This window comes from Lysobacter sp. TAB13 (assembly GCF_052113885.1).
GTDB lineage: Bacteria > Pseudomonadota > Gammaproteobacteria > Xanthomonadales > Xanthomonadaceae > Lysobacter > Lysobacter gummosus.
The window spans coordinates 169070-185325 of record NZ_JBFRDR010000010.1 but is presented as its reverse complement, the minus strand read 5'-3'; the positions used below and the strand labels follow the sequence as shown (position 1 = coordinate 185325).

Genomic DNA, 16256 nt, shown 5'->3' with positions numbered 1-16256 from the left:
AATTCTGCACCCGCGCGCGAGCGCTTGCACAGCGGCCGCCGCTTCGCCGCGCGGCGGCCGTCACAGCTTCGCCGACACGCGGCGGCCGGGCGGCCGGGCGGGTTGGCGGCGAATGCGGACGCCGGCCGGCACCGATCAATCCTCGCCGATGTCCTCGTTCCAGACATCCGGATTGGCCGCGATGTAGCCGCCGAGCAGCTCGATGCATTCCTGATCGGCCAGATCGATCACGTTGACGCCGCTCTCGCGCAGCCAGTCCACGCCGCCGCTGAAGTTGACCGACTCGCCGACCACCACGGTGCCGATGTTGAACTGGCGCACCAGGCCGCTGCAGTACCAGCACGGCGCCAGCGTGGTGACCATGATCGTGTCGCGGTAGCGGCGCTGGCGGCCGGCCTTGCGGAAGGCGTCGGTTTCGCCGTGCACCGACGGGTCGCCTTCCTGGATGCGGCGGTTGTGGCCGCAGCCGAGCAGGCGGCCGTCGTTGTGGTACAGCGCCGCGCCGATCGGGATGCCGCCTTCGGCCAGGCCCTGGCGGGCTTCGGCGACGGCGGTGGCGAGCAGGGCGCGATAGTCGGGGGTGGCGATCATGCGGAACTCCTGATGTCAGGCGCTCAGTGTGGCGCGCCGGCCCGGCGCGGTCGACAGGCGCGGCGGCATACTAGGCGCATCGGCCGCCACCTCGCAGATTCGCGCTGCATGATCTTCTGGAGCCTCGTATTCGCGATCGGAGTCGGCCAGGCGGCGCTGTTGGCGCTGGCCTTGTGGCGACGGCCGGTCAATACCCAGGCCAACCGGGTACTGGCGGTCTGGGTCGCGCTGATCGGCGTCGATCTGGCGGTCAAGGCGGTGTATTTCCACGGACCGGCGCCGGAACTGCTGAAGGCGTACCGGCTGGTCGGCCTGTTTCCGTTTCTCTATGGCAGCGCGTTCTATCTGTACGTGCGCGCGCTGACCGAAGCGCGCGGGTGGAACCGTCGCGATGGCATTCATCTGGCCGGCTTCGTCTTCGCGCTGGCGGTCAATGCCGGCGTGTTCGCGCAGGACGCGGCGCGCGATCGCGCTTTCTTCGAGTATCTGCGCGCCGGTGGCCAATGGCCGGGGCGGCCCTGGCTGGACGTGATGCTGTTCGCCTACAGCCTGAGCTACGTGTTCGCCGGCTTGGTGCGCGTGCGCCGCTATCGCCGCGGGCTGCTGCAGCGGCGCTCGGATGCCGACCGCATGTCCTTGCGCTGGATCGATGCGATGGCGGTCTGGCAGATCGTGATCTGGTGCATCGCGCTCGCGCAGTGGCTCGCGCGCATTCCCTGGATCGATTACCCGCTGATCTACGGCGCGGTGGTGGGCTGGGTCTTCGTGGTCGGTTACCTGAGCCTGAAACAGGTCGCGGTGGCCGCGCAGCCCGCGACCGAACCGGCGGCTCAGGCCAAGCCCGAATCGCTGGGCGCCGACGACCCGCGTTTCCCCGCGGTCGAAGCGCGGCTGTCGCTGTTGATGACCCAGGAGCAGTTGTACCGCGAGCCCGCGTTGACCATCGGCCAACTCGCCAAGCGCAGCGGTTACCCGGAATACCTGGTGTCGGAGGTCATCAACCGCCGCTTCGAGGGCCATTTCTGGGATTACATCAATCGCCAGCGCGTCGAAGCCGCGCGCGCCTGCCTGGCCGATGCCGGCGACACGCGCACCATCCTCGACATCGCCTTTGCCTGCGGCTACACATCCAAATCGACCTTCAACGCCGCGTTCAAGCGCCAGCTGGGGCTCACGCCCAGCGCTTATCGCCAGCATCGCGCGAACGCGGACGGTTGAGCGCCCGCGCGGCGCGGCGCGCGCGGATCGACGGCCAGCGCAGTATCAGCTCGCACACCGCCAGGTTCACGGTCCAGCAGCTCCAGGCCGCGGCGATGTAGACCGGCACGAACGGCCAATGCATCGCCGCCGCGCCGACGCCGAGCATGATCCGCAGCGTCACCGCCGAGGCGGTCAAGGCCACGCTGCGCAGCATCCAGCGCCGGTGATTGGCGAAGTCGCGGCGGATGGCGTAGCCGATGCCCATGGCCGTGCAGCCGACCCAGATCACCGCCAGCAACGCGAACGCCGAACCGCTGGCCGCGCCGCCCTGGGAGTGACGCGACAACGACAGCGCCGAGATCGCGGCGATCAAGATGGCGCCCGCGTACACGCCGCCGCTCAGCCGGTGCAGCCGCGGCCAGCGCCGGCGCACGCCGTCCAGCAATTGCAGCGGCGCCAGCAGCAAGGCCATGCCGGCGCCGAAGATATGCCCGGGCACGTCCCAGCCGGAGACGACGAAGCGCGCGTCGAAGGGATTGCGCAGGCTGGTCTCGCGCGAGAAGAACGTAAAGGCGTAGACCGCCACCGCCAGACAGCCCAGGCCGAAGACCAGCGCCGCCGCCCGCCGCAACCACACCGCGCCCTGCCGCATGCCGCACCTCCGAGGGATTCAGGAGGCTCCAGCGTGGTCGTGGCGAGGGTGCGGGTCGTCCGAATCGGCGGATTCGTACCTTCCCAGGGGCGGAACCGGCGTCGCCGGGCCGGCTTCAGCCGCGCCCGCGCCGCAGCAGGTCGATATGCGGGATGCCGTCTTCGACATAGGGCTCGGACGACGGCTGGAAGCCGTAGCGGCCGTAGTAGGCCTGCAGATGCGACTGCGCGCCGATCTGGATGTCGGCGCCGGGCCAGCGCCGTTCGATTTCGATCAGGGCCGCTTCCAGCATCGGCCCGCCCAGGCCCAGGCCGCGATGCGAGGCGGCGGTGAGCACCCGGCCGAAGCTGACCTGCGGATAGCTCAGCCCGGCCGGCAGGATGCGCAGGTAGGCGACGAGGCGGCCGTCGGCGTCGCGGCCGCACAGGTGCACGGCCTCGGGGTGGCGGTCTTTGTCGTCCGGGTCCAGGTAAACGCAGTTCTGCTCGATCACGAACACCTGCGAGCGCAGGCGCAGCAGCTCGTAGAGTTCGTCCAGGCTCAGATCGGCGTAGGCCTTGGCCTGCCAGGTCACGTTCGCGGTCATGCGGCCATGATGCCACCGCTGGACAGGGGGCATGGCTTTTGTGGGAAGGGGCTGTGGCTTCTGTGGGAGGGAGCTTTAGCCCCGATGCTTTTCGGTCAGGTTCGCCGCGCCGGAGCGGAAAGCATCGGGGCTGAAGCTCCCTCCCACAAAAGCCAATCCGAAAGGCCTCGGGGCTGAAGCCGCCTCCCACAAAAGCCCGCCGCCGGTGGGCCGTGCGATAATCCGCGGATGAGCGAATCCACCCCCAAATCCGACGACACCACCCATTTCGGCTTCCGCGACGTGCCGCGCGAACAAAAGCGCAAGCTGGTCGGCGAGGTGTTCTCCTCGGTCGCAGGCAACTACGACCTGATGAACGACCTGATGAGCATGGGCATCCATCGGGTCTGGAAGCGCTATTTCACCGCCACCGCGCAGGTCCGCCGCGGCGACCGCGTGCTCGATCTGGCCGGCGGCACCGGCGACATCGCAGCGCTGCTGCGCGACCGGGTCGGCGAGCGCGGGGTGATCGTGCTGGGCGACATCAATCACGACATGCTGCGCGTCGGCCGCGACCGCATGACCGACCGCGGCCAGGTGTCGGGCTTCGAGTACGTGCAGTGCAACGCCGAGTCGCTGCCGTTCCCCGACGCCAGCTTCGATCTGGTCACCATCGCCTTCGGCCTGCGCAACGTCACCGACAAGGACGCGGCGCTGCGCGAGATGCTGCGCGTGCTCAAGGTCGGCGGCCAGGCGCGGGTGCTGGAGTTTTCCGAAGTGAAGGCCGAGTGGTTCAAGCCGATCTACGACTTCCACTCCTTCAACGTGCTGCCGCGCCTGGGCAAGTTGTTCGCCGGCGACAGCGAGAGCTACCGCTATCTGGCCGAGAGCATCCGCAAGCATCCGCCGCAGGACGAGCTCAAGCGGATGATGAGCGAGGCCGGTTTCGCGCGGGTGGATTACAAGAATCTCAGCGCGGGGATCTGCGCGATCCATACCGGCTACAAGGTCTGATGCCGCCAGCGTAGGCGCGCATCGTGCTGCGGGAATGAAACGCCGGGGTCAGCCCCGGCGTTTTTATTTGGCGGCTTCGCAGCTTTGCCGCGCCTTACCCGCGAAGCCGGGAGTTATCGCGACACGGCGGCTATGCGCACATTGCCGGCGACCAAGCACGCGGTCTTGCGCCGCCCCGAATCTTTCAAGCCGTCATCCCCGCGAACGCGGAGATCCAGCGACTTTCGCGACGTCGCGGTTGAAGCCACCGGCATCCGGTCGCCGCCTCCGCTATGGCTCAAGCCGAGAAACCGCCATCCACCGAAAGCTGCGTACCGGTGACGAACGCAGCCCCCGGCCCGGCCAGATACGCCACCGCCGCGGCGATGTCCTCGGCCTTGCCGAACTCGCCCAGCGGCAGACCCGCGCGCTGATGATCGGCGCCTTCGCCGTCGGCCGGATTCATGTCGGTGTCGATCGGGCCGGGCTGGACCGTGTTGACGGTGATGCCGCGCTTGCCCAGGTCCTGCGCCAGGCCCTTGCTCAGGCCGACCACCGCCGCCTTGCTCAGCGAGTACAAGGCCATGCCCGGCGCGCCGACGCGTTCGCCCAGGCAGCTGCCGATGGTGATGATGCGTCCGCCGCGCGGCAGATGCTTCGACGCCGCCTGCGCCGCCACGAACGGCGCGCGCACGTGGATCGCCATCACCCGCTCGTAGTTCTCCGCGGTTTCCTCCTCGAACGGGCCGTAGGCGAACACGCCGGCGTTGTTGACCACGATGTCGAGGCGGCCGAACTCGGTGACCGTGCGTTCCACCGCCGCGATCACCGCCTGCGGATCGGCGCTGTCGGCGGCCACCGCCAGCGCGCGGCGCCCGCCGGCCTGGATCTGCGCGGCCACGGCCTGGGCCTGATCGGCGGCGTGGGCGTAGGTGAGCACCACGTCGGCGCCGTCGGCGCCCAGGCGCCGCGCGATCGCCGCGCCGATGCCGCGGCTGCCGCCGGTGACCAAAGCTACTTTTCCTGCGAGGGGAAGCGACATGTCTAAAGTTCCGAATTATGGAAGTAAGCGGGCAAGGTATCGCGATCGCGCGGCGTTGCGTAGCCCGGGTGGATAGGACGATGCGTATCGCCGGGGCGGATTCGGTGAGGTTGCGAGGATCTTTGTGGAAGGTCTTTTGTAGGAGGCCTTTTGTGGGAGGGGCTTCAGCCCCGATGCCTTTCGATCAAATCGCCGCGCCGGATCGAAAAGCATCAGGGCTGAAGCCCCTCCCACAAAAGACCTCGGGGCTTCAGCGACAGTCGTAGCCGCAACCCGCGCCCCCAGCAACCTGCCAACATGCACAAGCCCCGCCGCGAAGCGAGGCGCTACACTCGGGACTTCACCGCTGCCGTGGTTCGTCCCATGCGTTCTTCGATTCTCACCGTCTGTCTCGTCGCGGCCCTGACCGCCGCCGCCGGTTGCTCGCGCGATGCCGCCACGCCCGCCGCCGACACCGCCAAACCCGCCGCGACGCCGGAGGCCAAAGTGAGCGACACCGCCGTAGCCGCGGCCAACCGCGACGAACATTCCTACGCCCAGCCCGACCTGGTGCGCATCGACGATCTGGCCCTGCAGCTGGCGGTGGATTTCGCCTCCAAGACCCTGACCGGCAGCGCCACCTACACCCTGGACTGGACCGATCCGAAGGCTACCGAACTTGTTCTGGACACCCGCGATCTGAAGATCGAGAAAGTCCTCGGCGAGCGCAGCGACGGCAAGTGGAGCGATCTCACCTTCGCCCTGGCCACGCCCGACAAGACCCTGGGCAGCAAGCTCACGATCCAGTCGCCGGAACGCAACAAGCGCATCCGCGTCAGCTACGCCACCTCGCCCGCCGCGTCCGGCCTGCAATGGCTGGAGCCGTCGATGACGCAGGGCAAGAAGACGCCCTTCATGTTCAGCCAGTCGCAGCAGATCCACGCGCGTTCGTGGGTGCCGCTGCAGGACACGCCGGCGGTGCGCTTCACCTACACCGCGCACATCACCGGGCCGAAGGACGCGATGGTGCTGATGAGCGCCGACAACGATCCCAAGGCCGCGCGCGACGGCGATTACAGCTTCAAGATGCCGCAGAAGATTCCCTCCTACCTGCTCGCGATCGCGGCCGGCGATCTGGTGTTCCAGCCGATCTCCAACCGCAGCGGCGTGTGGGCGGAGCCGGCGATGGCGAAGAAAGCCGCGAGCGAATTCGCCGACACCGAAAAGATGATGGAAACCACCGAGCAGTTGTACGGCCCCTACCGCTGGGAGCGTTACGACATCCTGGTGCTGCCGCCGTCGTTCCCCTACGGCGGCATGGAGAATCCGCGCCTGACCTTCGCCACGCCGACGGTGATCGTCGGCGACAAGTCGCTGGTGTCGCTGGTCGCGCATGAACTCGCGCACAGCTGGTCGGGCAATCTGGTGACCTTCAGCAGCAGCAAGGACGCCTGGCTCAACGAAGGCTTCACCAGCTACGTCGAGAACCGCATCATCGAAGCGCTGTACGGCAAGGAGCGCTCCGACATGGAGAGCGTGATCGGCCGCAACGAACTCGCCGCCGAGTTCAAGACCATCGATCCCAAGCTGCAGGCGCTGGCGCTGAAGCCGGGCACGCTCAAGGACCCCGACGACGCCAGCAGCGCGACCGTCTACACCAAGGGCGCGTGGTTCCTGCAGTTCCTGGAACAGCGCTACGGCCGCGACGTGTTCGATCCGTTCCTGCGCGGCTACTTCGACCACTTCGCCTTCCAGAGCATCTCCACCGCGCAGTTCGTCGATTACGCCAAGGCCAACCTGCTCGCGAAACATCCCGGCAAGGTCAGCGAGGCCGAACTGGACGAATGGATCTACGCGCCCGGCGTTCCGAAGTCGGCGCCGGCCACGGTGTCGCCGCGCTTCGACGCGGTCGATGCCGCGCGCAAGGCCTGGATCGACGCCGGCACGCTGCCGGACAAGGCGCTGACCGCGAAGTGGAGCACGCAGGAGTGGGTGCACTTCATCGAGGGCATGCCAGAAAAACTCAGCGTCGATCAGCTCAAGGCGCTGGACGGCGCGTACAAGTTCACCGGTACGCCCAACGGCGAGATCGCCCAGCGCTGGTATCCGCTGGCGGTGCGCAGCGGCTATCACCAGGCCGACGAAGCCATCGCCGCGTTCCTGTCCACCATCGGCCGGCGCAAGCTGATCATGCCGACCTACGGTGAACTGGTGAAAACGCCGGAAGGTCTGAAGCTGGCCGAGGACACTTTCGCCAAGGCCAAACCGGGCTATCACCCGATCACCACCGGTTCGGTCGAGGCGGTCATCGCCAAGGCCAAGAACCCCGCCGCGACCGGCGCGCAGTAACCCGGTCGCCCGGAGCGCACGCGCGTGAGCCTGCGTCGGATCATCAAAACGGTCGCCCTGGTGGCGGCCGTTTTGCTGTGCGCCTTGTTCGTGTGGCTGTGGCTGGACCCGTATCGCGTGGTGCTGGCCGATTACTCGCGCCAGCGCATCCTCGCCGGGCTTACCCGCAACACGGTGAAGATCGACGACCATCGCTGGGTCTACGCCTACAACGACGACGCGCCGGCGAACGCGCCGACCGTGGTGATGATCCACGGCTTCACAGGCAGCAAGGAAAACTGGTATCCGCTGGCGCAGCGTCTGCGCGGCCGCTATCGCTTGTTCATTCCCGATCTGCCCGGTTGGGGCGAAAGCGAGCGCCATGCCGGCGGCGACTACGGCTTCGTGGCGCAGAACGACCGCGTCGCGCGCTTCATCGAACAGGTCGCGCGCAAGCCCGGCAGCCCGCTGGTGCTGCTCGGGCACTCGATGGGCGGCGGCATCGTCGCGCTGACCGCGGCGCGGCATCCGGACCAGGTCGATTACCTGGGCCTGTTCGACGCCGCCGGCGTGCGCTTCCAGGACAACGCCTTCGGCCTGGCCGTGCTGCGCGGCAAGAATCCGTTCGCGGTGAGCGATGCCGCATCGCTGCAGCGCTACATCGACATCGTGTTCTACGACGATGGCGCCAAGCCGGTCATCCCGTGGCCGGCCGATCGCATCTATATCGACCGGCGCAAGCGCGACGCCGCCTTCGAACAGGCGGTGCTGGACAAGATCGGCCGCGGCGAGGAGCGCTTCGCGCCCGGCAACGAAGCGGCCAACATCCGCCAGCCGACCTTGCTGCTATGGTGCGAGCAAGACGCGGTGATCGACCCCAGCGCGCTGGATCTGTACGCGGCGAAACTGCCGCAAGCCCAGCGCGTGCTGCTCGACGGTTGCGGGCATATGTCCATCGTCGAGCGTCCGGATCAATCCGCGGACGCGGTGAACCAACTGATAGCCAAAGGGCAAGCACGATGAACACTCGCCAAGCCACCTTGCTGCTCGCCGCCGCGATGATCCTCGCCGGCTGCGAGAAACCCGACCCGAAGGTCGCCGAAGCGGCCAAGGCCGCGCAGCAGGAACAGGCCGCGGCCGCCGCGGCGAAAGACTTCGACACCGCCTACGGCCAGAAGAACTGGGAAATGGCCTCGGCCTACGGCGAAATCGTGACGTCGAAATATCCCGGCACGCCCACCGCCGACCGCGTGCGGCCGCTGTACGAGGAATCGCACACCAAGGCCAAGGCCGCGCGCGAACAGCGCCGGGTGGAATCGCTGTGGTCGTACATGAGCACGCCGGTCAAGCTGGCCAAGGGCAAGAGCGGCACCCAACTGTCGGCGTCGATCTACGCCCGCGCCAACGTGGAAACCGACGGCAGCATTCCGCGTCCGGTGCAGTTGATCTTCCGCGATCATCCCGACTGGGGCCGCAGCAGTTACCTGGTGCTGCAAACCGGCGACTTCGATTGCTACGGCGGCTGCAAGCTCAAGGTGACGGTGGACGGCAAGAGCAAGACCATGGCCGGCAGCCGGCCGAAGACCGACGAAGCCATCGCGATGTTCGTCGAGGACGAACGCGGCCTGTGGCGCATGATCGGCGAGGCGAAGGAGTTGTCGATCGAATTCCCGGTCAAGGCCGGCGGCAAGCGCACGGCGAGCTTCGAAGTCGGCGGTTTGAATCAGGGCAAGCTGCCGGGTTGGCGATGAAATATCGGCGCGGCTTTGCGTTGAACGCGACCGGCGCATGGGCCGGGCCGGCGCGCGCTGGCGTTCGCGCGCTGGTTGAATGTCGCGAAGGCTGACCGGAACGCGCATCGCATGAAGCGTCCGCTGCGCATTACCGCCTGGACCCTGGCCGTGGCGCTGCTGGCGCTGGCCTCGGCGACCGCCGTGCGCTACTGGTTCCTGCACTGGCAGCCCGATCGCGAGCGTTATCCGCTGCGCGGCATCGACGTTTCGCATCATCAGGGCGCGATCGATTGGCCCGCCGTCGCCGCCGACGATGTCGCCTTCGTCTATCTGAAAGTCAGCGAAGGCGGCGATCACCGCGATCGCCGTTTCGCCGACAACTGGCACCAGGCGCGCGCGGCCGGGCTGGCGGTCGGCGCCTATCACTTCTTCACCTTCTGCCGCACCGGCGCCGAGCAGGCGCGCAATTTCATCGACGCGGTGCCGGTCGAGGCCGACGCATTGCCGCCGGCGGTCGATCTGGAATTCGGCGGCAATTGCGGGCTGCGTCCGGACGCGGCAACCATGCGCGCGCAACTCGACGCGTTCCTGGCGCCCACCGAAGCGGCCTACGGAAAACCCGCCTTGTTGTACGTGACCCCGGAGTTCTTCGACGCCTACCGCGAGGCCTTGCCTGCGCGCGCGCTGTGGCGGCGATCAATCCTGCACGCGCCGGATGCGCGCGCGCCGTGGACGGTGTGGCAGTACCACAACCGCGCCCGGGTCGCGGGCATCGTCGGGCCGGTGGATCTGAACGTCTACGCCGGCGATGCGGCCGCGCTGGAACGCTGGCGCGGCGGCGCGCAGGTCGCGGGCGCGCGATGAGCGAACTGTGATGGGCGACGGCGCGAACGATTCCGTCGCGCGCATTCGTGGATAAGATCGAAGCCATCGCACCGAGCGCAGGATGCCGCATGCGTCGTTCCTTCGATTCCGCCGCCGATTCGCTCCGCCGCATCGTCAGTGACGCGAGCGTCACAACATGAGCGCTGCGCTGCCGCCGGTGCGAATCGACTTGCTGGCCGATCACATCGACGCCTTGCCGGCCTTGCAACGGATGTTCGAAGCCGAATGGCCGGACCACTACGGCGCGCACGGCCCCGGCGACGCCGCCGGCGATCTGGCCGCGTGCTGCGGCCGCGACGTGTTGCCGGTGGGCGTGGTCGCCTTGCTCGACGGCGAAGTCGTCGGCATCGCCGTGCTCAAGGCCGCGTCCATCGACGCCTATCCGCAGTTCACGCCCTGGGCCGCGGCCGGGCTGGTCGTGCCGCAATGGCGCGGACGCGGCATCGGCGCGCAACTCATCGCCGCCTTGCAAGCGCAGGCGATGCGGCTGGGCCATCGCGCCATCTACGCCGGCACCGCCACCGCCGGCAGCCTGATGCGGCGGATGGGCTGGGAGTACCTGGACACCACGCCGCAGCATGGCGTCAATGTCGCGGTATTCCGCAAGCGCTTGTAATCCGGCGCGTGCGCCGGTCTACAACTCCGAATGCTTGCGCCCCGAGCCCGCGGTGGGCGCGGCCACTGGCGCGGACCGGCCGTCCTTGAATTGCGCATCGAAGAAACGCACCGCATCGGCATTGATGCGCTCATGAATTTTCGCGCGATCGATCCCCGGCTTGTCGGTGCAGATCACCGGCACGTCCTTGGCCAATTCGGCGCTGCACGGCGGCAGGAACACGTAGTGGCCGGCGTCGGCGACCTCGCCGAATTCGTACAGATTCGGCAACAGCGGACGGATGCGCAAGCCGTTTTCCGACGGCATCAATACCTGGTCTTTCTGTGCGATGTACAGGAACACAGGCGTCTTCACGTCCTTGAGCGAGTCCTCGCCGAACAGGATGCTGAAAGGCGCCATCGAGAACCCGGCGCGCACGCGCGCATCGGCGGTCGGCGGCGGATTGGCGATGCTGTGGACTTGCGCCGAAGTCGGCAGCGGGCGGTCGCACAACTCCGGCGTGCCCGGGTATTTCTTGCAGAACGCCGGGAACAAGTCGAAATCGGGCTTGGCGCCGAGCAGCAGCAAGGTGGTGTAACCGCCGGCGGAGAATCCGGCCGAGCCGATCTTGTCCTCGTCGATGTGCGGACCGAAGCGCGGGTCCTTGAGCATCGCGCTGATCACCGCGCTGGCCTGCCAGGCGCGGCCGAGCAGGACGCGATCGGTGCCGGCGCCGCTGAGGTCGTCGAAGCTGTCGCCGACGTGTTGCGGCATCGCCACGATGTAGCCGTGGCGGGCGAGGGCGGCGGCGAGGTCGTGATGGCCGTACATGCTGCCGCCGTGGCCGTGCGAGAGCACGATCAGCGGGAACTTGCCGTCGGCGAGCGCGGCTTCGCGCACGGCGGCGATGGCGTAGGGGCCGACTTCGCTGACTGCGTCGTCCTTGGCCTCGCTGCTGGGATACAGCACCACCGCCGGGACCGTGGTGCCGGTGGTGGCTTCGCGGGTTTCGATCTTGCTCAAGCCCGCGCCCTGCGCGTGCGCGGCCAGGGCGAAGGCGGTGAGCAGCAAGGCGGTGAGGCAATGCGTGGCGCGGCGCGGCATGGGCGGGTTCCTCGCGAGGGTTGCGCCGATTCTACGGCCGGCGCGGGGCGCGGCGAGGTGCGAGGGATGGGCGGTTGCGGGCGGGGATGAGAGGTGGGGGCGTGGTGTCGGAGCGAAAGGCATCGGGGCTGAAGCCCCTCCCACAAAAGACTTCGTGCCTGACAGTAGCTGAAGAGCCGCGAGGTCTTTTGTGGGAGGGGCTTCAGCCCCGATGTTCTTCGCTCAGATGCGACAACCCAGCCCAGCCAAAAAAAAATCCCGGCCAAGGCCGGGATTTTTCACATCGAACCTATCGATCCGAATCCAAGAACCCGCCTCAGCGAATCCCGAATCCTCAATATCGAATCCCCGCCTTAAAGCGCATACCCGAACTGCTGACGGAACTGCTCGGCGAACTCTTCGTAATCGAAGCGCTGGTTCTGCGTGCCCGGATGCTCGACCTTCAGCGCGCCCATCAGATTGCTCATGCGGCCGATGGTCAGCCAGTCGAAGCCCTTCTCGATGCCGAAGATCAAGCCGGCGCGGAACGCGTCGCCGCAGCCGGTCGGATCGGTCACGCGGCGCTCGTGCGCCGGCGGAATGTCGTAGGTCTTTTCCGGCGTATGAATCTGCGAGCCGTGCGGGCCGCGCGTGGTGATGTAAGCCTTGACCCGCTTGACGATGTCGTTCTCGCTCCAGCCGGTGCGCTCTTGCAGCAGGTTGGATTCGTAATCGTTGACGGTGACGTAGTCGGCCTGGTCGATGAAATGACGCAGCTCTTCGCCGTTGAACAACGGCATCGCCTGGCCCGGGTCGAAGATGAAGGGGATGCCCAGTTCGGCGAATTCGGTCGCGTTCTGGATCATGCCTTCGCGGCCGTCGGGACTGACGATGCCGAAGGTCACGCCCTTCACGTCGCGCACGTGGTTCTCGTAGGAACGCATCATCGCGCCGGGATGGAACGCGGTGATCTGGTTGTTGTCGTGATCGGTGGTGATGAACGCCTGCGGCGTGAACAGCTCCGGGATTTCCTTGACGCACTCAAGGCGAATCTTCTGCTCTTCGAACCACTCGCGATACGGGCCGAAATCCTGGCCGACGGTGGCCATCGGAATCGGATCGCCGCCGAGCAGCTTGAGGTTGTAGGCGATGTTGCCGGCGCAACCGCCGAACTCGCGACGCATGCGCGGGACCAGGAACGACACATTCAAGATGTGCACCTTGTCCGGCAGGATGTGGTTCTTGAACTGGTCTGGAAACACCATGATGGTGTCGTAGGCCAGCGAGCCGCAGATCAGCGCAGACATTGGTTCACCCCGAAAGATTTTTATTGGAATCGTCGCGTCGCGCGCGCATCGGCGGCGAACACAAAAGCGGGCGGTGTGTGACCGCCCGGCGGCGTAGGGTAGCCGTTGGGCGCGCGGGCGGCTAGTTTTTTGCGTCACCGGGGCGAGGATGCCGGGCGATGGGGGAACTTGCGAGCCCCCGCGGCCGCGGTCCGGGGCGCCGCCGGCGGCCGGATCGGGCCGATCCGGGGCCGGGCCCGGACCCGCCGGGGCGGTCGCCGCCCCGGACCCGGCGAGCGGCCGCCCGGCCCGGACTTATCCCCAGGGTGCCCGGGCGCCGCGCCGCTTGCTTGCTGAATGGAGGAATCGCTTCGAAACCGTTGATTTTCCTTGCTCGCAGGGGGGGCGGTTGCTAGGCTAATGCCCCCGCCTCGCCCATACTTTTAACGGCCCAATCCCCCGATGTTCAAGAAGTTTCGCGGCATGTTCTCCAATGACCTGTCCATCGATTTGGGCACGGCCAACACACTCATTTATGTGCGTGGGCAAGGGATTGTCCTGAACGAGCCGTCCGTGGTCGCAGTGCGCCAGGACCGGCTGATCGGCGGCAATCGGACCGTGGCGGCGGTCGGCGGCGAGGCCAAGCAGATGCTCGGCCGCACCCCCGGTCACATCACCACGATCCGGCCGATGAAGGACGGCGTCATCGCCGACTTCACCTACACCGAGGAAATGCTCAAGCATTTCATCCGCAAGGTGCACAAATCGCGCTTCCTGCGCCCGAGCCCGCGCGTGCTGGTGTGCGTGCCCTGCGGCTCGACCCAGGTCGAGCGCCGCGCCATCAAGGAGTCGGCGGAAGAAGCCGGCGCGCGCGAGGTCTACCTGATCGAAGAACCGATGGCCGCGGCGATCGGCGCCGGCATGCCGGTGACCGAGGCGCGCGGCTCGATGGTCGTGGACGTCGGCGGCGGCACCACCGAGGTCGCGGTGATCGCGCTCAACGGCATCGTCTACTCGGCCTCGGTGCGCATCGGCGGCGACCGTTTCGACGAAGCCATCATCAATTACGTGCGCCGCACCTACGGCACCCTGATCGGCGAAGCCACGGCCGAGCGCATCAAGCTCGAAATCGGCTGCGCCTACCCGCAGGAACGCGCCGCCACCATCGAGATCTCCGGCCGCAACCTCGCCGAGGGCGTGCCGAAGATGGTGCAGATCAACTCCAACGAAGTGCTCGAAGCGCTGCGCGAGCCGCTGGCCGGCATCGTCGCGGCGATCAAGCTGGCGCTGGAGCAGACCCCGCCGGAACTGTGCGCCGACGTCGCCGAGCGCGGCATCGTCCTCACCGGCGGCGGCGCGCTGCTGCGCGACCTGGACCGTCTGATCAGCGAGGAAACCGGCCTGCACGTGCAGGTCGCCGACGATCCGCTGACCTGCGTGGCCCGCGGCGGCGGCCGCGCGCTGGAACTGGTGGACATGCACGGCAACGAGTTTTTCGCGCCGGAATAAGGCCTGGAATCGCGATTCGGGGATCGGGATTCGTCAAAGCCGGTTCCCCGCGTCTGGTTCCTTCGACGCTCAGGCGTTAGTCTCAGCAGTCAATTGGCAAGCGCGCGCAGCGATTCGTCGCTGCGTTCGCGCTTTTACGAATCCCGATTCCCGAATCCCGAATCCCGGCCCCAATGCCCCCCTACGCCGGTCCCTCCACCGCAGCCCGTAGCGGCGAAGTCGCCGATACGTTGCGCCTGATGGCGTATCTGGCACTCGCGCTGGTACTGATCGTGCTCGATCATCGCGGCGGTTGGCTCAATCAAGCGCGCAAGCAGACGGCGACCATCGTCGCGCCGCTGTGGGCGATCGCCGGCTGGCCCGGGCGTCTGGTCGAGCGCGTCAGCGACGACGCCGGCACCTTGAGCCAGCTCACGGAAGAAAACCGCCGCCTGCGCAACGAGGCTTTGATCAATCAGGCGCGGATGGCGCGATTGCAGTCGGTGGCCGCCGACAACCTGCGCCTGCGCGGGCTGCTCGAAGCGGCCGAGCGCGGCAACCTGGACGTGGTGCTGGCGCCGATCCTGGATATCGACCTCGATCCCACGCGGCAGCGCCTGGTGCTCGACGCCGGCAGCCGCGACAAAGTGCGGGTCGGCCAGAGCGTGATCGACGCCGGCGGCCTGCTCGGCCAGATCACCGGCATCACCCCGCTGCACGCCAGCGTGCTGCTGATCACCGATCCCTCGCACGCGGTGCCGGTCGCGGTCGCGCGCAACGGCGTGCGGCTGGTGGTCTACGGCGAAGGCCGCAGCGACAGCCTGATGCTGCGCAGCGTGCCGCTGTCCAGCGACGTGCGCGTCGGCGATGTGCTGGTTACTTCGGGCCTGGGCGGGCGTTTCCCGCCGGGCTTCCCGGTCGGCACCATCACCGCGCTGCGGCCCGACGACAGCCGCGCCTTCCTGGTCGGCGAAGTGAAGCCGGCCGCGCAGCTCGACCGCGGCCGCGAGGTGCTGGTGCTGCTGTCGATCCCGCCGCCGCCGGCCGATACGAATCAATTCGACACCCAGCCGGCGATGCCGGAAGGCCCGTCGGCGTCCTCGCCGGCCGCGCAGGCCGCGGCCGAGAACGCCGCCAGCGCCGCCGCCGCGGTCGCGGCGAAGAAGCCCAAGCTGCATTCCAACACCCAGCCCGACGACGCGCCGGCGCCGGCTTCGCGCGCCTTCGTCAGCACCGCCGGCAATGACGGTGACGCCGGCGCCAGCGCCGCCGCGCCCAAGCCCGCGCGCACCGCGCCCGCGCCGCAGCAAAAACCGGCGGCCAGCGCCGACGGGAACCGCCGATGACCCGCGCCCGCCACCAATGGGTGCTGCCGGTCAGTCTGCTCGCCGCGCTGGCCCTGAGCCTGCTGCCGGTGCCGCAACTGCTGCTGGCGCTGCGGCCGTACTGGCTCGGGCTGGTGCTGGCGTATTGGGTGATCGAAGACCCGGACCGGGTCGGCCTGGGCTTCGCTTTCATCGTCGGCCTGGCCGGCGATCTGGTCTCCGACGGTTTGCTGGGCGAACAAGCCCTGCGGCTGGTGGTGATGGCCTTCATCCTGCAGCGCTTCCGCGCGCGGCTGCGGTTCTTCCCGCTGTCGCAGCAAGCGCTGGCGGTGGGCGGGCTGATGCTCAACGACCGCATCGTCACCGCCGCCATCCACATGGTGCTGCGCGAACCGCCGCTGCCTTCGCTGTTCTGGCTGTCGCCGCTGACCGGCATGGCCTTGTGGCCGGTGATCTTCCTGTTGCTCGACGCGCTGCGTCTGGGCAGCTGGCGCAGGCGCTGACATGGGCC

16 protein-coding genes are annotated in these 16256 nt (G+C 67.8%); 10 read left to right on the top strand and 6 right to left on the bottom strand.

What is annotated here, in order from left to right:
- Nucleotides 1–135: 135 nt before the first annotated feature.
- The gene (locus AB4Y92_RS14100) at nucleotides 136–591 is read right to left on the bottom strand and encodes a nucleoside deaminase (protein WP_057944416.1); all 456 of its coding nucleotides are present in this window, start codon (nucleotides 589–591) and stop codon (nucleotides 136–138) included.
- A gap of 108 nt (nucleotides 592–699) precedes the next feature.
- Between AB4Y92_RS14100 and AB4Y92_RS14095 the strand changes: the two genes are divergently transcribed.
- Entirely contained in the window at nucleotides 700–1809 is a 1110-nt protein-coding gene (locus AB4Y92_RS14095) for a helix-turn-helix domain-containing protein (RefSeq protein ID WP_441820230.1), read from the top strand.
- Here AB4Y92_RS14095 and AB4Y92_RS14090 read toward each other — a convergent pair.
- The gene (locus AB4Y92_RS14090) at nucleotides 1763–2443 is read right to left on the bottom strand and encodes a DUF2306 domain-containing protein (RefSeq protein WP_441820229.1); all 681 of its coding nucleotides are present in this window, start codon (nucleotides 2441–2443) and stop codon (nucleotides 1763–1765) included. The two genes, AB4Y92_RS14095 and AB4Y92_RS14090, sit on opposite strands and share 47 nt — an antisense overlap.
- 115 nt (nucleotides 2444–2558) lie before the next feature.
- Nucleotides 2559–3029: a GNAT family N-acetyltransferase gene (locus AB4Y92_RS14085; RefSeq protein WP_441820228.1), complete on the bottom strand. Its 471-nt coding sequence runs from the start codon at nucleotides 3027–3029 to the stop codon at nucleotides 2559–2561.
- 228 nt (nucleotides 3030–3257) lie between these two features.
- Between AB4Y92_RS14085 and ubiE the strand changes: the two genes are divergently transcribed.
- Complete coding sequence (gene ubiE / locus AB4Y92_RS14080; RefSeq protein ID WP_057944414.1) at nucleotides 3258–4022, top strand: bifunctional demethylmenaquinone methyltransferase/2-methoxy-6-polyprenyl-1,4-benzoquinol methylase UbiE; 765 nt, start codon at nucleotides 3258–3260, stop codon at nucleotides 4020–4022.
- 277 nt (nucleotides 4023–4299) lie between these two features.
- On the opposite strand, the gene AB4Y92_RS14075 is transcribed toward ubiE, so the two are convergent.
- Nucleotides 4300–5043, bottom strand: coding sequence for an SDR family NAD(P)-dependent oxidoreductase (locus AB4Y92_RS14075; protein WP_441820227.1), 744 nt, complete (start codon nucleotides 5041–5043; stop codon nucleotides 4300–4302).
- A 363-nt stretch (nucleotides 5044–5406) separates the two neighbouring features.
- Here AB4Y92_RS14075 and AB4Y92_RS14070 point away from each other — a divergent pair, with 363 nt between their 5' ends.
- The 5 genes from AB4Y92_RS14070 (at nucleotide 5407) to AB4Y92_RS14050 (ending at nucleotide 10584) form a co-directional block, all read left to right on the top strand.
- Entirely contained in the window at nucleotides 5407–7371 is a 1965-nt protein-coding gene (locus AB4Y92_RS14070; protein WP_441820226.1) for a M1 family metallopeptidase, read from the top strand.
- Nucleotides 7372–7395: 24 nt separating this feature from the next.
- Nucleotides 7396–8373 (top strand): alpha/beta fold hydrolase, encoded by a 978-nt coding sequence (locus AB4Y92_RS14065; RefSeq protein WP_441820225.1) that lies wholly within the window; start codon nucleotides 7396–7398, stop codon nucleotides 8371–8373.
- Nucleotides 8370–9101, top strand: a complete 732-nt coding sequence (locus tag AB4Y92_RS14060) for a hypothetical protein (protein ID WP_441820224.1) — start codon at nucleotides 8370–8372, stop codon at nucleotides 9099–9101. Before AB4Y92_RS14065 ends, AB4Y92_RS14060 begins: the two co-directional genes overlap by 4 nt.
- 111 nt (nucleotides 9102–9212) lie before the next feature.
- Complete coding sequence (locus AB4Y92_RS14055; RefSeq protein ID WP_441820223.1) at nucleotides 9213–9947, top strand: glycoside hydrolase family 25 protein; 735 nt, start codon at nucleotides 9213–9215, stop codon at nucleotides 9945–9947.
- 157 nt (nucleotides 9948–10104) lie between these two features.
- Entirely contained in the window at nucleotides 10105–10584 is a 480-nt protein-coding gene (locus AB4Y92_RS14050; protein ID WP_441820222.1) for a GNAT family N-acetyltransferase, read from the top strand.
- Nucleotides 10585–10602: 18 nt separating this feature from the next.
- On the opposite strand, the gene AB4Y92_RS14045 is transcribed toward AB4Y92_RS14050, so the two are convergent.
- Nucleotides 10603–11667: an alpha/beta hydrolase family protein gene (locus tag AB4Y92_RS14045; protein WP_441820221.1), complete on the bottom strand. Its 1065-nt coding sequence runs from the start codon at nucleotides 11665–11667 to the stop codon at nucleotides 10603–10605.
- A gap of 353 nt (nucleotides 11668–12020) precedes the next feature.
- Nucleotides 12021–12953 (bottom strand): carbohydrate kinase family protein, encoded by a 933-nt coding sequence (locus tag AB4Y92_RS14040; RefSeq protein WP_441820220.1) that lies wholly within the window; start codon nucleotides 12951–12953, stop codon nucleotides 12021–12023.
- A gap of 441 nt (nucleotides 12954–13394) precedes the next feature.
- Here AB4Y92_RS14040 and AB4Y92_RS14035 point away from each other — a divergent pair, with 441 nt between their 5' ends.
- The 3 genes from AB4Y92_RS14035 (at nucleotide 13395) to mreD (ending at nucleotide 16248) form a co-directional block, all read left to right on the top strand.
- The gene (locus AB4Y92_RS14035; RefSeq protein WP_057944408.1) at nucleotides 13395–14441 is read left to right on the top strand and encodes a rod shape-determining protein; all 1047 of its coding nucleotides are present in this window, start codon (nucleotides 13395–13397) and stop codon (nucleotides 14439–14441) included.
- A 173-nt stretch (nucleotides 14442–14614) separates the two neighbouring features.
- Nucleotides 14615–15766, top strand: a complete 1152-nt coding sequence (gene mreC, locus AB4Y92_RS14030; protein ID WP_441820219.1) for a rod shape-determining protein MreC — start codon at nucleotides 14615–14617, stop codon at nucleotides 15764–15766.
- Nucleotides 15763–16248, top strand: a complete 486-nt coding sequence (gene mreD, locus AB4Y92_RS14025; RefSeq protein WP_441820218.1) for a rod shape-determining protein MreD — start codon at nucleotides 15763–15765, stop codon at nucleotides 16246–16248. Before mreC ends, mreD begins: the two co-directional genes overlap by 4 nt.
- Nucleotides 16249–16256 lie beyond the last annotated feature (8 nt).

Bases quoted from the DNA above. Each gene is read 5' to 3' on its own strand.
- AB4Y92_RS14100 (WP_057944416.1), bottom strand. From the start codon at position 591: ATGATCGCCACCCCCGACTATCGCGCCCTGCTCGCCACCGCCGTCGCC.
- AB4Y92_RS14095 (WP_441820230.1), top strand. From the start codon at position 700: ATGATCTTCTGGAGCCTCGTATTCGCGATCGGAGTCGGCCAGGCGGCG.
- AB4Y92_RS14090 (WP_441820229.1), bottom strand. From the start codon at position 2,443: ATGCGGCAGGGCGCGGTGTGGTTGCGGCGGGCGGCGGCGCTGGTCTTC.
- AB4Y92_RS14085 (WP_441820228.1), bottom strand. From the start codon at position 3,029: ATGACCGCGAACGTGACCTGGCAGGCCAAGGCCTACGCCGATCTGAGC.
- ubiE (WP_057944414.1), top strand. From the start codon at position 3,258: ATGAGCGAATCCACCCCCAAATCCGACGACACCACCCATTTCGGCTTC.
- AB4Y92_RS14075 (WP_441820227.1), bottom strand. From the start codon at position 5,043: ATGTCGCTTCCCCTCGCAGGAAAAGTAGCTTTGGTCACCGGCGGCAGC.
- AB4Y92_RS14070 (WP_441820226.1), top strand. From the start codon at position 5,407: ATGCGTTCTTCGATTCTCACCGTCTGTCTCGTCGCGGCCCTGACCGCC.
- AB4Y92_RS14060 (WP_441820224.1), top strand. From the start codon at position 8,370: ATGAACACTCGCCAAGCCACCTTGCTGCTCGCCGCCGCGATGATCCTC.
- AB4Y92_RS14055 (WP_441820223.1), top strand. From the start codon at position 9,213: ATGAAGCGTCCGCTGCGCATTACCGCCTGGACCCTGGCCGTGGCGCTG.
- AB4Y92_RS14050 (WP_441820222.1), top strand. From the start codon at position 10,105: ATGAGCGCTGCGCTGCCGCCGGTGCGAATCGACTTGCTGGCCGATCAC.
- AB4Y92_RS14045 (WP_441820221.1), bottom strand. From the start codon at position 11,667: ATGCCGCGCCGCGCCACGCATTGCCTCACCGCCTTGCTGCTCACCGCC.
- AB4Y92_RS14040 (WP_441820220.1), bottom strand. From the start codon at position 12,953: ATGTCTGCGCTGATCTGCGGCTCGCTGGCCTACGACACCATCATGGTG.
- AB4Y92_RS14035 (WP_057944408.1), top strand. From the start codon at position 13,395: ATGTTCAAGAAGTTTCGCGGCATGTTCTCCAATGACCTGTCCATCGAT.
- mreC (WP_441820219.1), top strand. From the start codon at position 14,615: ATGCCCCCCTACGCCGGTCCCTCCACCGCAGCCCGTAGCGGCGAAGTC.
- mreD (WP_441820218.1), top strand. From the start codon at position 15,763: ATGACCCGCGCCCGCCACCAATGGGTGCTGCCGGTCAGTCTGCTCGCC.